Here is a 12442-nt window from a genome sequence, read left to right on the forward strand (position 1 = left end):
GGAATCCACTGCCGGGCCGCCCTCCGTACGCGTTGATCCAGCCGTTCCGGCCTTGGCTCAGCCGCCGAACTCCTGGAGGCCCTTGAGCGCCTGGTCCAGCAGCGCCTGCCGGCCCTCCAGCTCCCGGGCCAGCTTGTCGGCCTTCGCGTTGTTGCCCGCCGCGCGCGCCGTGTCGATCTGCGCGCGCAGCTTGTCCACGGCCCCCTGGAGCTGGCCCGTCAGACCCGCGGCCCGCGCACGGGCCTCCGGGTTCGTCCGGCGCCACTCGTTCTCCTCGGACTCCTGGAGCGCCCGCTCCACCGCGTGCATCCGGGCCTCGACCTTGGGCCTGGCGTCACGCGGTACGTGGCCGACGGCCTCCCAGCGCTCGTTCAGCGCGCGGAAGGCGGCCCGGGCCGCCTTGAGGTCCGTGACCGGCACCAGCCGCTCGGCCTCGACCGCCAGCTCCTCCTTGAGCTTCAGATTCTCCGACTGCTCGGCGTCGCGCTCCGCGAAGACCTCGCCGCGCGCCGCGAAGAAGACGTCCTGAGCGCCGCGGAAGCGGTTCCACAGGTCGTCCTCGGCGTCGCGCTGCGCGCGGCCCGCCGCCTTCCAGTCGGTCATCAGCTCGCGGTAGCGCGCCGCCGTACCGCCCCAGTCGGTGGAGCCGGAGAGCGACTCCGCCTCGGCAACCAGCTTCTCCTTGGCCTTACGGGCCTCCTCGCGCTGCGCGTCGAGCGCCGCGAAGTGCGCCTTGCGCCGCTTGGAGAACGCCGAGCGCGCGTGCGAGAAGCGGTGCCACAGCTCGTCGTCGGACTTCCGGTCCAGCCGGGGCAGGCCCTTCCAGGTGTCCACGAGCGCCCGCAGCCGCTCACCGGCCGACCGCCACTGGTCGCTCTGCGCGAGCTCCTCCGCCTCGGCGACCAGTGCCTCCTTGGCGTGGCGCGCCTCGTCGGTCTGCTTGGCCCGCTGCACCTTGCGCTCCTCGCGGCGCGCCTCGACCGTGGCGACCAGCGCGTCGAGCCGCGTCCGCAGCGCGGCGAGATCGCCGACGGCGTGGTGCTCGTCCACCTGACCGCGCAGATGGTCGATGGCCGTCGTCGCGTCCTTCGCGGACAGGTCGGTGGTCTTCACGCGCTTTTCCAGGAGGCCGATCTCGACCACCAGGCCCTCGTACTTGCGCTCGAAATAGGCCAGAGCCTCCTCCGGAGAGCCGGCCTGCCACGATCCGACCACCTGCTCGCCCTCGGCCGTACGCACGTACACGGTGCCCGTCTCGTCGACACGGCCCCACGGGTCGCTGCTCACAGCGCCTCCTCCACCTGATGCCCGCGAGGGGATTGGCCCCCGGGCATCATCCACAGTTCCTGGGGCGGGCCGCGCCCGCCCTGCACAACGCCAATCTAGGCGACCGGCCGCCCGGCTGTCCGCACTCAGCGCGGCCGAAATTCACAGGGTCACGCCGTGTCGACCGTGACCTTCTCCACGGTGACGGCCTTCTTGGGCGCGCCGTCGCTCGCCCCGCCGTCGACCCCGGCCTTCCCCACGGCCTCCACGGCCTTCAGTCCGGCGTCGTCCATGGTGCCGAACGGGGTGTAGCTGGGCGGCAGTTTGGTGTCCTTGTAGACCAGGAAGAACTGGCTGCCGCCGGTGCCCGGCTGGCCGGTGTTGGCCATGGCCACCGTGCCCGCCGGGTACGTCACGCTGCCGTCCGCGCCGGCCTTGCCGAGAGCCGTCAGGTTCTCGTCCTCGATCGTGTAGCCGGGGCCGCCGGTCCCGTCACCCTTCGGGTCGCCGCACTGGAGCACGAAGATCCCCTCGGTGGTCAGCCGGTGGCACTTCGTCTTGTCGAAGTACCCCTTGTCGGCGAGCGCCTTGAAGGAGTTCACCGTGTGCGGGGTCTTCTTCGCGTCCATGGCGATCGCGATGTCGCCCTGGCTCGTCCTGAGGTCCAGCGTGTACTTCGCGTTCTGGTCGATGGCCATCTTCGGCTCGGGCTCGGCGCTCTCCGAGGGCTCCGCCGACGGGCTCGCCTCGGCCGCGGCGTCGTCCTTCGCCGTCTTGTCGCCGTCGCTCAGGCCGACGGAGAAGTACGCCGCGCCTCCCGCGAGCACCACCACGGCCAGCACGGAGGCGATGATCGCGTTACGCCGCTTCGCCTTCTGCCGGGCCTCAACCCGCCGCTGCTGCTGCCGCTCGAACTTCTCCCTGGCGAGCTGCCGCCGCCGCTGATCGCTCTTGACCACCGGGTCCACTCCTCGTGTCTGTGTGTGATCCTGTTCGGTCCCATCCGGCCTGACCAGTGCCACGACCGGGCAAACCTTTCCGGGAGGGGCACCAGATGCGTACGGTATATGGGTTGGCTGTGGAATGAGGAGCGCCGGTATCCTCTCCGAACTGCCGCATACTCCGCCGGACCACGCGCCCGGACGACATATAAGGACGATCGTGCTCATTGCCGGGTTCCCCGCCGGAGCCTGGGGGACCAATTGCTACCTGGTCGCCCCCGCCGCGGGTGAGGAGTGCGTGATCATCGACCCGGGCCACCAGGCCGCCCAAGGGGTCGAGGAAACGGTCAGGAAGCACCGCCTCAAGCCCGTCGCCGTCATCCTCACCCACGGACACATCGACCATGTCGCCTCCGTCGTCCCGGTGTGCGGCGCCCATGACGTACCGGCGTGGATCCACCCCGCCGACCGCTTCATGATGAGCGACCCGGAGAAGGCCCTCGGCCGGTCGATCGGGATGCCGCTCATGGGCGAGCTGACGGTCGGCGAGCCGGACGACCTGCGGGAGCTGACCGACGGCGCCGGGCTCGCGCTGGCGGGCCTGGAGTTCACCGTCGCGCACGCCCCCGGCCATACGAAGGGGTCGGTGACCTTCGCGATGCCCGAGGCCGCGGACATCCCGCCGGTCCTCTTCTCGGGCGATCTGCTCTTCGCCGGCTCCATCGGACGCACCGACCTGCCCGGCGGTGACCACGCCGAGATCCTGGCCTCGCTGGGCCGCGTGTGCCTGCCGCTCGACGACTCGACCGTGGTGCTGTCCGGCCACGGCCCCCAGACGACCATCGGCCGGGAGCGCGCCACCAACCCGTATCTCCGGGACGCGGCCACCGGCCAGGGAGACGGCACGCACGCCGCTCCGCGACGAGGAATGTGAAACACCGATCTCCATGAGCACTTTCCAGGCACCCAAGGGCACCTACGACCTGATCCCGCCCGTCTCGGCGACCTTCCTCGCCGTACGCGAGGCGATCGCCGCGCCGCTGAGGAACTCCGGCTACGGCTATGTCGAGACGCCCGGATTCGAGAACGTCGAGCTGTTCGCCCGCGGTGTCGGCGAGTCCACCGACATCGTCTCCAAGGAGATGTACGCCTTCGAGACCAAGGGCGGCGACAAGCTCGCACTGCGCCCCGAGGGCACCGCCTCCGTGCTGCGCGCCGCGCTGGAGGCCAACCTCCACAAGGCCGGCAATCTGCCCGTCAAGCTCTGGTACTCCGGCTCGTACTACCGCTACGAGCGCCCGCAGAAGGGCCGCTACCGCCACTTCTCGCAGGTCGGCGCCGAGGCGATCGGCGTCGAGGACCCGGCGCTCGACGCCGAGCTGATCGTCCTGGCCGACCAGGCGTACCGCTCGCTGGGCCTGCGGAACTTCCGCATCCTCCTCAACTCGCTGGGCGACAAGGAGTGCCGTCCCGTCTACCGCGAGGCGCTTCAGGGCTTCCTGCGCGGCCTCGACCTGGACGAGGAGACCCGCCGCCGCATCGAGATCAACCCGCTGCGCGTCCTCGACGACAAGCGCGCCGACGTCCAGGAGCAGCTGGCCGGGGCGCCGATGCTGCGCGACTACCTGTGCGACGCCTGCAAGGCGTACCACGAAGAGGTACGGGAGCTGCTGACCGTCCAGGGCGTCGCCTTCGAGGACGACGAGAAGCTCGTCCGCGGCCTGGACTACTACACCCGCACCACCTTCGAGTTCGTCCACGACGGCCTCGGCGCGCAGTCCGCGGTGGGCGGCGGCGGCCGCTACGACGGGCTCTCCGAGATGCTCGGCGGCCCCGCGCTCCCCTCGGTCGGCTGGGCGCTGGGCGTGGACCGTACGGTCCTGGCCCTGGAGGCCGAGTCCATCGAACTGGACATCCCGCCGGCCACCAGCGTGTACGCGATCCCGCTCGGCGAGGAGGCGCGGCGGCGGCTGTTCGGCGTCGTCACGGAGTTGCGCGCGGCGGGGATCGCGACGGACTTCGCGTTCGGCGGCCGTGGTCTCAAGGGCGCGATGAAGTCGGCCAACCGCTCCGGCGCGCGCTACACGCTCGTCGCGGGGGAGCGGGACCTCGCGGAGGGCGTGGTCCAGCTCAAGGACATGGAGAGCGGCGAGCAGACGGCGGTCGCGCTCGACACCCTGGTGGCCGAGGTGGCCCGGCGGCTCGGCTGAGGTCTGGCCGCTGAAGCCGAGCCCCGGCCCCGGGAAGCCGAGCCCCGGCCCCTCCTGAAGCGCCTTTATCCCCCGCGGACGCCGGTCGTAGGAGCCTGTACGGCAGAATGAGCCTGCGCGTACAGGCCCCAGGCCCCTGACCGATGGAACGGCGATATGACGAGTGCTGCGGTTGACGACGTCTCCTCCGACCGGGAGGACGGGAAGATCTCCGGCGCGGTCGGCGGCGGCCGTGTGTTCGCGCTGCTTCTGGTCGTCACGGGCGCGGCGGGGCTGCTGGCCGCGTGGGTGATCACGATCGACAAGTTCAAGCTGCTGGAGGACCCCAATTTCACGCCGGGGTGCAGCCTGAACCCGGTGGTGTCCTGCGGCAACATCATGAAGAGCGCCCAGGCGTCGGTCTTCGGCTTCCCCAACCCGATGCTCGGGCTCGCCGCGTACTCCGTGGTCATCGCCATCGGCATGGGCCTGCTCGCAGGGGCCCGCTACCGCGGCTGGTTCTGGCTGGGGCTGAACGCGGGGACGCTCTTCGGCGTCGGATTCTGCACGTGGCTGCAGTACCAGTCGCTGTACAACATCAACTCGCTCTGCCTGTGGTGCTGTCTCGCCTGGGTCGCCACGATCCTGATGTTCTGGTACGTCACCGCCCACAACATCCGCCACCGGGTGCTGCCGGCGCCCGGCTGGCTGCGCGGCTTCCTCGACGAGTTCACCTGGGTGCCGCCGGCGCTGCACATCGGGATCATCGGGATGCTGATCCTGACCCGCTGGTGGGACTTCTGGACGAGCTGACAGCGCTGACGGCTGTGTCAGTGGGCTGGCATAGGCTTCACCCGTGGAGCCCGATCTCTTTACCGCAGCCGCCGAAGACCGCCAGGAGAAGGACCCGTCCGCCAGCCCCCTGGCGGTCCGGATGCGCCCCCGTGTCGTCGACGAGGTCGTCGGCCAGAGGCATCTGCTGAAGCCGGGATCCCCGCTGCGCCGGCTGGTGGGCGAGGGCGGCGGCGGCCCCGCGGGCCCCTCGTCGGTGATCCTCTGGGGCCCGCCCGGCACCGGGAAGACGACCCTCGCCTACGTCGTCTCCAAGGCGACCAACAAGCGCTTCGTCGAGCTGTCCGCCATCACCGCGGGCGTCAAGGAGGTCCGCGCCGTCATCGACGGGGCGCGGCGCGCCTCCGGCGGCTTCGGCAAGGAAACGGTCCTCTTCCTCGACGAGATCCACCGCTTCAGCAAGGCCCAGCAGGACTCCCTGCTGCCCGCCGTGGAGAACCGCTGGGTGACGCTGATCGCCGCCACCACGGAGAACCCGTACTTCTCGGTGATCTCCCCCCTGCTCTCCCGCTCCCTGCTGCTCACGCTGGAGCCGCTCACGGACGAGGACCTGCGCGCCCTGCTGCGGCGGGCGCTCACCGAGGAGCGTGGTCTCGGGGGCGCCGTCACCCTGCCCGAGGACGCGGAGGCGCATCTGCTGCGGGTGGCGGGCGGCGACGCCCGGCGGGCGCTGACCGCGCTGGAGGCGGCGGCCGGCGCGGCGCTCGCCAAGAGCGAGAAGGAGATCACCCTCCAGACCGTGGAGGAGACCGTCGACCGCGCGGCGGTGATGTACGACCGGGACGGCGACCAGCACTATGACGTGGCGAGCGCGCTCATCAAGTCGATCCGCGGCTCCGACGTGGACGCCGCGCTGCACTATCTGGCCCGGATGATCGACGCGGGGGAGGATCCCCGGTTCATCGCCAGACGGCTGATGATCTCGGCGAGCGAGGACATCGGTCTCGCCGATCCGACGGCGCTGCCCATCGCGGTCGCCGCCGCCCAGGCCGTGGCCATGATCGGCTTCCCGGAGGCCGCCCTCACCCTCAGCCACGCCACCATCGCGCTGGCGCTCGCGCCCAAGTCCAATGCCGCCACGACCGCGATCTCGGCGGCCCTGGAGGACGTGAAGAAGGGGCTGACGGGCCAGGTCCCGGCGCATCTGCGCGACGGCCACTACAAGGGCGCGGCCAAGCTCGGCCATGCCCAGGGTTACATCTATCCGCACGACGTCCCGGGCGGTATCGCGGCCCAGCAGTACGCGCCGGAGCCGGTGCGCGGCAGGCGCTACTACGAGCCCACGCGGTACGGCGCGGAAGCGCGCTACGCGGACGTGGTCGACAAGGTGCGCGAGCGGCTGCGCGGCGACGGCGGCTGAGTCCCCCGGCGTACGGCGACAGCGGTGCCGGACCGCGTACGGCCGCGGTGCCCGGTCGCACGGGGCGGCGGGTCAGCGGGCGGCCGCGTCGAAGAGTGTGTGCATCGCGTAGCGCAGCTCGTTGACGTTCCGCACCGGCTCGGGGAAGTCGAAGCGGGCGTCGAAGCACCGGACGCCGGTGAAGCGCACGCGCAGCCCGAAGCGGTCGAGCCCCACCGGTACGGCCGCGGTCCCGGCGGCCGAGGCGGACGCGGTCCGCTCGCCGAGCAGCGCGCGCAGCGACCGTACCTCGGCGCCGTGCGCGGAGTGGAGGTGCTGCAGCAGCTCCGCCTCGTGCTCCACCAGCGGATCGGGGGTGGCCGCCACGAAGTCCTCGGGCTCCACGGACTCGGCGCCCCACAGGTCGTCCACGCACGCCTCGCCGATCTCCAGGCGCAGCGTCATCCGGCCGGCGTCCGCCAGGCCGGGTTCGCGGGTGAGCCAGCCGGAGAGCCAGGCCCGGCCGCGGATACGGTGGGGCACGGAGACGGGCGCGACGTCGGTGAGCTCCAGCACCGCGTGGAGTTCGTCGTCCTGCGCGTGGGTGGCGGCCCGTACCGCGGGGGAGTCCGACGGGAAGACGAGGAACACCTCGCCGTCCGGGCCCACGGACCGTACGTCGGGCATGAGCTGGTAGGAGGGCCTGGCCCCGTGCAGACCGGGGATGAACAGCACCGCCGAGCATGTACCCTGTACGAGAGTTCGTGTGCGTTCGGCTGCTGACGGCATCCGATCGATTTCAAGCCCGCTGGGACGCGGCTGACCATGAGCTGATCGGACCTCCGTCGATTCGTCGCTCTGCGCGCCGAGCTTGTCTGTGATGTCCGTGATGCGCGTGGTGTTCCCAGGGCGAGACATGCGATCTCCTTTAGTAAGGTGAGCCTAACCTAACCTACAACGGAGGTCTGGAGAACGTGCCTAACCAGTCGCGTCCCAAGGTCAAGAAGTCGCGTGCGCTCGGTATCGCCCTGACGCCCAAGGCCGTCAAGTACTTCGAGGCCCGTCCTTACCCGCCGGGTGAGCACGGTCGTGGACGCAAGCAGAACAGTGACTACAAGGTCCGTCTGCTGGAGAAGCAGCGCCTGCGCGCCCAGTACGACATCAGCGAGCGCCAGATGGCCCGCGCCTACGACCGCGCCAAGAAGGCCGGCGGCAAGACGGGCGAGGCCCTGGTCGTCGAGCTGGAGCGCCGTCTCGACGCGCTCGTCCTGCGGTCGGGCATCGCCCGCACCATCTACCAGGCCCGTCAGATGGTCGTGCACGGTCACATCGAGGTCAACGGCGGCAAGGTCGACAAGCCGTCGTTCCGCGTCCGTCCCGACGACGTCGTGATGGTCCGCGAGCGCAGCCGCGACAAGGTCCCCTTCCAGGTCGCCCGCGAGGGTGGCTACGACACGGACGGCGAGACCCCGCGCTACCTCCAGGTCAACCTGAAGGCGCTGGCGTTCCGCCTGGACCGCGACCCGAACCGCAAGGAGATCCCGGTCATCTGCGACGAGCAGCTCGTCGTCGAGTACTACGCCCGCTGACCCGGACGCGGTAGCTCCACCACGCTTCGGCCCGCCGTCTCCCCGCCCTCGCGGACGGGAGAGCCGGCGGGCTTTCGCGTGGATCCTCCCACCATCCGACGAGGCTCTAATCCGGTACGGGGCGGGGGCGTCGGCGCGATAAGGTCGGAGGACGACTTTCCAGTCGCCTGTCAGGTGTCAGTGACCTTCTGTCGTGTCAGTGACCCGCTGCCAGGGGCCTTCGACGATCAGGGAGCGGTGCGGCGTGACCGGTGGAGAGGTTGCCGGAATCCTGGTGGCCGTGTTCTGGGCCATTCTGGTCTCCTTCCTCGCCGTGGTGCTGGTGAGGCTGGCCCAGACGCTCAAGGCGACCACCCGGCTGGTGGCGGACATCACCGAACAGGCAGTCCCTCTGCTCGCGGACGCCTCCGAGACGGTCCGTTCCGCGCAGACCCAGCTCGACCGGGTCGACGCGATCGCGTCGGACGTCCAGGAAGTCACCTCGAACGCCTCGGCACTCTCCACCACGGTCGCCTCGACGTTCGGCGGCCCCCTCGTCAAGGTCGCGGCGTTCGGCTACGGCGTACGCCAGGCCATGGGACGCCGGGGCGCGCCCGCCGCCGGGAGCGAGCCCACGGAGCGGGCCACCCGCCGTACGGTCGTCGTCGGCCGTACGCTCCCCGCCGCCCGGCTCAGGAAGAAGAAGGGCTGACCGCAGCGATGTTCCGCCGTACGTTCTGGTTCACCGCGGGCGCCGCAGCCGGCGTCTGGGCCACCGCCAAGGTCAACCGCAAGCTCAAGCAGCTCACCCCGGAGAGCCTCGCCGCCCAGGCTGCGAACAAGGCGATCGACGCCGGGCACAAGGTCAGGGAGTTCGCCGTCGACGTACGCTCCGGAATGGTGCGGCGCGAGGCCGAGCTCGGTGAGGCACTGGGCCTGGACGCACCGGCGGACCACGCGTTGCCCGCCCCACGCAGGCTCGCCGCGATCGACCGCCCCCTCGGAACCACGACCACGCACTCCTACAACCCGCACAACCGGAATGAGGACCACTGATGGAGTCGGCTGAAATTCGTCGCCGCTGGCTGAGCTTCTTCGAGGAGCGCGGTCACACCGTCGTCCCTTCGGCGTCGCTCATCGCGGACGACCCGACTCTGCTGCTGGTCCCGGCGGGCATGGTGCCCTTCAAGCCGTACTTCCTCGGCGAGGTCAAGCCTCCGTACGACCGGGCCACCAGCGTGCAGAAGTGCGTCCGTACCCCGGACATCGAAGAGGTCGGCAAGACCACCCGGCACGGCACGTTCTTCCAGATGTGCGGCAACTTCTCCTTCGGCGACTACTTCAAGGAAGGCGCCATCAAGTACGCCTGGGAGCTGCTGACCAGCTCCCTGGCGGACGGCGGCTACGGGCTGGAGCCGGAGAAGCTCTGGATCACGGTGTACGAACAGGACGACGAGGCCGAGCGCATCTGGCGCGATGTCGTCGGCGTCCCCACCGAGCGCATCCAGCGACTGGGTATGGGCCCCAACTACTGGTCCATGGGCGTGCCGGGCCCCTGCGGCCCCTGCTCGGAGATCAACTACGACCGGGGCCCCGAGTTCGGCGTCGAGGGCGGCCCCGCCGTCAACGACGAGCGGTACGTGGAGATCTGGAACCTGGTCTTCATGCAGTACGAGCGCGGCGCCGGCGAGGGCAAGGAGGACTTCCCGATCCTCGGTGAGCTGCCCTCCAAGAACATCGACACCGGTCTCGGCCTCGAACGTCTCGCCATGATCCTCCAGGGCGTACAGAACATGTACGAGACGGACACGCTCCGGGTCGTCATGGACAAGGCCACCGAGCTGACCGGCGTGCGCTACGGCGCCGAGCACGGCTCGGACGTCTCGCTGCGCGTGGTCGCCGACCACATCCGTACGTCCACGATGCTCATCGGCGACGGCGTCACCCCGGGCAACGAGGGGCGCGGCTACGTCCTGCGCCGCATCATGCGCCGCGCCATCCGCAACATGCGCCTTCTCGGCGCCACGGAGCCGGTCGTCGCCGCCCTGGTCGACGTGGTCATCAGGACCATGGGCGAGCAGTACCCGGAGCTGGAGACCGACCGCAAGCGCATCGAGACCGTCGCCCTCGCCGAGGAGGCCGCCTTCCTCAAGGCCCTCAAGGGCGGCACGAACATCCTCGACACGGCCGTCACCGAGACCAAGGCCGCCGGTGGCCAGGTGCTCTCCGGCGACAAGGCGTTCCTGCTCCACGACACCTGGGGCTTCCCCATCGACCTCACCTTGGAGATGGCCTCGGAACAGGGCCTCTCCGTGGACGAGGAGGGCTTCCGGCGGCTCATGAAGGAGCAGCGGGAGCGGGCCAAGGCCGACGCCAAGGCCAAGAAGTCCGGCCACGCCGACCTCTCCGCCTACCGCTCGGTCGCGGACGCCGGCGGCGCCACCGAGTTCACCGGCTACACCGCCACCGAGGGCGAGTCGACCGTGGTCGGCCTGCTCGTCGACGGGGTGCCCTCGCCCGCCGCCACCGAGGGCGACGACGTCGAGATCGTCCTCGACCGCACGCCCTTCTACGCCGAGGGCGGCGGCCAGCTCGCCGACCAGGGCCGGATCCGGCTCGACAGCGGCGCCGTCGTCCAGATCCGCGACGTCCAGCAGCCGGTCCCCGGTGTCTCCGTGCACAAGGGAACGGTGCAGGTCGGCGAGGTGACGGTGGGCGCCTCCGCGTACGCCGCCATCGATCTGAACCGCCGCCGGGCCATCGCCAGGGCCCACAGCGCCACCCACCTCACCCACCAGGCGCTGCGCGACGCCCTCGGCCCGACGGCCGCCCAGGCCGGTTCGGAGAACTCCCCGGGCCGCTTCCGCTTCGACTTCGGCTCGCCCGCCGCCGTACCGGGCACGGTGCTCCTCGACGTCGAGCAGAAGATCAACGAGGTGCTCGCCCGGGAGCTGGACGTCCAGGCCGAGGTCATGTCGATCGACGAGGCCAAGAAGCAGGGCGCCATCGCCGAGTTCGGCGAGAAGTACGGCGAGCGGGTCCGGGTCGTCACCATCGGGGACTTCTCCAAGGAGCTGTGCGGCGGCACGCACGTCCACAACACCGCCCAGCTCGGCCTGGTGAAGCTGCTCGGCGAGTCGTCGATCGGCTCCGGGGTGCGGCGTATCGAGGCCCTGGTCGGGGTGGACGCGTACAACTTCCTGGCCAGGGAGCACAGCGTCGTCGCCCAGCTCCAGGAGCTGGTCAAGGGCCGCTCCGAGGAACTCCCCGAGAAGATCGCCGGGATGCTCGGCAAGCTCAAGGACGCCGAGAAGGAGATCGAGAAGTTCCGCGCGGAGAAGGTGCTCGCCGCCGCCGCCGGACTGGCCGACTCCGCCAAGGACGTACGGGGCACGGCGCTGGTCACCGGGCAGGTCCCGGACGGCACCTCGGCCGACGACCTGCGGAAGCTCGTCCTCGACGTGCGCGGTCGCATCCGTGGCGACCGGCCGGTGGTCGTGGCGCTGTTCACCACGGCCGGCGGCCGACCGCTGACGGTCATCGCCACCAACGAGGCCGCCCGCGAGCGCGGACTCAAGGCCGGTGACCTGGTGCGTACCGCCGCCAAGACCCTCGGCGGCGGAGGCGGCGGCAAGCCGGACGTCGCCCAGGGCGGTGGCCAGAACCCGGCGGCCATCGGGGACGCGGTCGCCGCCGTCGAGCGCCTCGTCGCCGAGACCGCCTGAGGGGCGGGCACCGCATGAGCGGTATGCGCAGAGGACGCCGGCTCGCGATCGACGTCGGGGACGCCCGGATCGGGGTCGCCTCGTGCGACCCCGACGGGATCCTCGCCACACCGGTGGAGACCGTGCCGGGACGCGATGTCCCGGCCGCCCACCGGCGGCTGCGGCAGATCGTCGAGGAATACGAACCCGTCGAAGTGCTGGTCGGGCTGCCCCGCTCCCTCAACGGGGGAGAGGGGCCGGCCGCCGCGAAGGTGCGGGTGTTCGCCCAGGAGCTGGCGCGGGGTGTCACACCCGTGCCGGTACGACTGGTCGATGAGCGGATGAGTACAGTGACGGCCAGTCAAGGGCTGCGCGCTTCGGGCGTTAAGTCCAAGAAAGGTCGGTCCGTTATCGACCAAGTGGCGGCAGTTGTCATCCTCCAGAGCGCGCTGGAGGCCGAACGGGTATCAGGTAATCCTCCCGGCGAGAGCGTCGAAGTGGTCATCTGATCGCGGTACGGTAACGTTCCGCGCGATGCGGCGGTGTTCGAACAGCCACCGCACAGCAAAGAGGCGAAACGGAC

12 protein-coding genes are annotated in these 12442 nt (G+C 70.5%); 9 read left to right on the forward strand and 3 right to left on the reverse strand.

The window, feature by feature from the left end; translation table 11 throughout:
• Positions 1 to 57: 57 nt before the first annotated feature.
• Positions 58 to 1287 carry a DUF349 domain-containing protein gene (locus tag ACFXKG_RS33075; protein WP_384846852.1) on the reverse strand — a complete coding sequence of 410 codons (1230 nt, stop codon included), beginning with the start codon at positions 1285 to 1287 and terminating at the stop codon, positions 58 to 60.
• 149 nt (positions 1288 to 1436) lie between these two features.
• Positions 1437 to 2225: a peptidylprolyl isomerase gene (locus ACFXKG_RS33080; protein WP_384846854.1), complete on the reverse strand. Its 789-nt coding sequence runs from the start codon at positions 2223 to 2225 to the stop codon at positions 1437 to 1439.
• Between the two features lie 202 nt (positions 2226 to 2427).
• Here ACFXKG_RS33080 and ACFXKG_RS33085 point away from each other — a divergent pair, with 202 nt between their 5' ends.
• The 4 genes from ACFXKG_RS33085 (at position 2428) to ACFXKG_RS33100 (ending at position 6608) form a co-directional block, all read left to right on the forward strand.
• Positions 2428 to 3141, forward strand: coding sequence for an MBL fold metallo-hydrolase (locus ACFXKG_RS33085; RefSeq protein WP_384846856.1), 714 nt, complete (start codon positions 2428 to 2430; stop codon positions 3139 to 3141).
• A 13-nt stretch (positions 3142 to 3154) separates the two neighbouring features.
• A complete protein-coding gene (hisS, locus tag ACFXKG_RS33090; RefSeq protein WP_384846858.1) occupies positions 3155 to 4417 on the forward strand; it encodes a histidine--tRNA ligase in 1263 nt (420 codons plus the stop codon).
• A 156-nt stretch (positions 4418 to 4573) separates the two neighbouring features.
• Positions 4574 to 5209, forward strand: coding sequence for a vitamin K epoxide reductase family protein (locus tag ACFXKG_RS33095; RefSeq protein WP_384846860.1), 636 nt, complete (start codon positions 4574 to 4576; stop codon positions 5207 to 5209).
• Between the two features lie 43 nt (positions 5210 to 5252).
• Complete coding sequence (locus ACFXKG_RS33100) at positions 5253 to 6608, forward strand: replication-associated recombination protein A (RefSeq protein WP_384846862.1); 1356 nt, start codon at positions 5253 to 5255, stop codon at positions 6606 to 6608.
• Positions 6609 to 6680: 72 nt separating this feature from the next.
• On the opposite strand, the gene ACFXKG_RS33105 is transcribed toward ACFXKG_RS33100, so the two are convergent.
• Positions 6681 to 7376 carry a DUF2470 domain-containing protein gene (locus ACFXKG_RS33105; RefSeq protein ID WP_384846864.1) on the reverse strand — a complete coding sequence of 232 codons (696 nt, stop codon included), beginning with the start codon at positions 7374 to 7376 and terminating at the stop codon, positions 6681 to 6683.
• Positions 7377 to 7561: 185 nt separating this feature from the next.
• Between ACFXKG_RS33105 and rpsD the strand changes: the two genes are divergently transcribed.
• The 5 genes from rpsD (at position 7562) to ruvX (ending at position 12368) form a co-directional block, all read left to right on the forward strand.
• Positions 7562 to 8176, forward strand: coding sequence for a 30S ribosomal protein S4 (gene rpsD, locus ACFXKG_RS33110; protein ID WP_114622954.1), 615 nt, complete (start codon positions 7562 to 7564; stop codon positions 8174 to 8176).
• Positions 8177 to 8420: 244 nt separating this feature from the next.
• Entirely contained in the window at positions 8421 to 8867 is a 447-nt protein-coding gene (locus ACFXKG_RS33115) for a DUF948 domain-containing protein (protein ID WP_384846866.1), read from the forward strand.
• Positions 8868 to 8875: 8 nt separating this feature from the next.
• Positions 8876 to 9211 carry a DUF6167 family protein gene (locus tag ACFXKG_RS33120; protein WP_384846868.1) on the forward strand — a complete coding sequence of 112 codons (336 nt, stop codon included), beginning with the start codon at positions 8876 to 8878 and terminating at the stop codon, positions 9209 to 9211.
• Positions 9211 to 11880: an alanine--tRNA ligase gene (alaS, locus tag ACFXKG_RS33125; RefSeq protein ID WP_384846870.1), complete on the forward strand. Its 2670-nt coding sequence runs from the start codon at positions 9211 to 9213 to the stop codon at positions 11878 to 11880. Before ACFXKG_RS33120 ends, alaS begins: the two co-directional genes overlap by 1 nt.
• Positions 11881 to 11894: 14 nt before the next feature.
• Positions 11895 to 12368, forward strand: a complete 474-nt coding sequence (gene ruvX, locus ACFXKG_RS33130; protein ID WP_384846872.1) for a Holliday junction resolvase RuvX — start codon at positions 11895 to 11897, stop codon at positions 12366 to 12368.
• The last annotated feature ends 74 nt before the right edge of the window (positions 12369 to 12442 follow it).

The organism is Streptomyces sp. NPDC059255 (genome assembly GCF_042752355.1).
Lineage (GTDB): Bacteria > Actinomycetota > Actinomycetes > Streptomycetales > Streptomycetaceae > Streptomyces.